2 protein-coding genes are annotated in these 1,925 nt (G+C 60.2%); both read left to right on the forward strand.

Annotated features, from left to right (window positions below):
- A partial coding sequence (locus AC2VNM_RS02375) for a glycoside hydrolase family 57 protein (protein ID WP_486912802.1) occupies positions 1 to 1,303 on the forward strand: 1,303 nt, incomplete at its 5' end.
- 12 nt (positions 1,304 to 1,315) lie between these two features.
- On the forward strand, positions 1,316 to 1,925 hold a 610-nt coding region (locus tag AC2VNM_RS02380), incomplete at its 3' end, for a glycoside hydrolase family 38 N-terminal domain-containing protein (RefSeq protein WP_486912803.1).

Consider the following 1,925-nt stretch of genomic DNA (forward strand, 5'->3'; position numbering starts at 1 on the left):
CCGACAAGACGCTGCCGAGATGGGCGATTACCTCTCGGTGCAATATCTCGCCGACCTCCTGGTCTGGTATCATCTGGCCTGGACCGGCGAGACCCTGCGTCGCAAAAGTGCAACGATTCAGGACTTGATGGCCAAAGGCAGTGGCTTCACCACCGCCGAGCGCATGGCACTGCTCGACTGTCTGGGGGAGACCATTACCGGCCTGTTGCCGCGCTATCAGGCCCTGGCCCAGGCGGGCCGGATCGAGATTTCCACGACGCCGTACCAGCATCCGATTGCCCCGCTGCTGCTCGACTTTCGCTCAGCGCGGGATGGGCTGCCAGATGCACCATTGCCCGAGTGTCCGCAATACCCGGGGGGCAAAGAGCGAGTACAACGGCAATTGCGACGAGCGCTGGCGAGTCATCGCCAGCATTTTTCTGAGCCTCCCCGCGGAATCTGGCCGGCCGAAGGCGGGGTTTCTGCAGAGTTCGTGAAGTTGCTGAGCGACGAAGGAGTGCTGTGGACGGCCTCGGGGGAGGGTGTCCTCGGGCGCAGCCTGCATCAGTCCTTTCCGGATCGCTCGCCAGCCCAGGGACGGGCAGAGTACCTGTATCAGGCTTATCGCTCGGCCGGCCAGGGACCGCATTTATTCTTCCGGGATGATTCGCTCTCGGATCGCATCGGCTTCGACTACAAGACCTGGTCTGGACATGATGCGGCGACGGACTTCGTACAACGTCTGGAGGCGATCTGGCGCGATACCGAAGATCAGCCGGTGCCAGTGGTAAGCGTCATTCTCGATGGTGAGAATGCCTGGGAATACTACCCCTACAATGGCTATTATTTTCTCAGCGAGCTCTACCGGCTCTTGAGTAACCACCCGCACCTTCAGCTCTGTACCTTTGGCGATTATGTGCGCGATCACGGCGATGCCGCCCAAGACCTGCTCAAGCTCGCCGCGGGTAGCTGGGTCTATGGAAATTTCAGTACCTGGATTGGTGACCCGGCAAAGAATCGTGCCTGGGATCTGCTCTGCCATGCCAAGCTGGCGGTGGACCAGAAGATCGGCAGTTTCTCCGCCGAGCGCCAGGAAGCGATTCGCCAACAGCTCGCCCGCTGTGAGGGGTCGGACTGGTTCTGGTGGTTTGGCGATTATAACCCTGGTGATGCCGTACGGGATTTTGATGGCCTGTACCGCGATCACCTGCGGCAACTCTACGACTTGCTGGGGCAGCCAGCGCCAGCGGAACTCGATCAGGCCATCAGTCAGGGCGGCGGCAGCGCCGAGGCTGGTGGTACCATGCGACGTGGCCACACCTGAGGAAAGCAAACGATGCCCGATGCCCTGCCCCTGCTGTTTGGAGTCCATGCCCACCAACCCATTGGTAATTTTCCCGAGGTCGTTGACGACGCGGTAGCACGTTGTTATCACCCGTTTTTGCAGGTGCTAGATCGCTATCCCGACTTTGTCTTTGCCTTTCACAGCAGTGGCTGGCTGTTGGGTTATCTGGCCCAACGCCATCCCCAGACCATGGAACTCCTGCGCAGCATGGTGGCGCGTGGACAGGTAGAGCTGGTAGGCGCCGGCGACACCGAGCCGGTGCTCGCCGCCATTCCGTATCTTGACCGTATTGAACAGCTGCAATCCATGAGTAACCGCCTACAGGCAGAATTTGGCCAGCGCCCGGAAGGCGCCTGGCTGACGGAACGCGTCTGGGATCCCTCGGTGGTGCCGGCGCTGGTCGACTCCGCCATTCGCTATGTGGTGGTCGATGACTATCATTTTCTTTGCGCGGGGCTGGAAAGAGAGGATCTCGGCAGTTTCTATCGTACCGAGGAGAATGGCCAAGTTATCGATGTCTTTCCTATCTCCGAGGCGCTACGCTACCGGCTGCCCTTTTCCGAGGTGGCGGATGCCATTGCTTTTCTGCACGAGCAAGGCG

This window comes from Acidithiobacillus sp. TH-A67 (assembly GCF_057473545.1).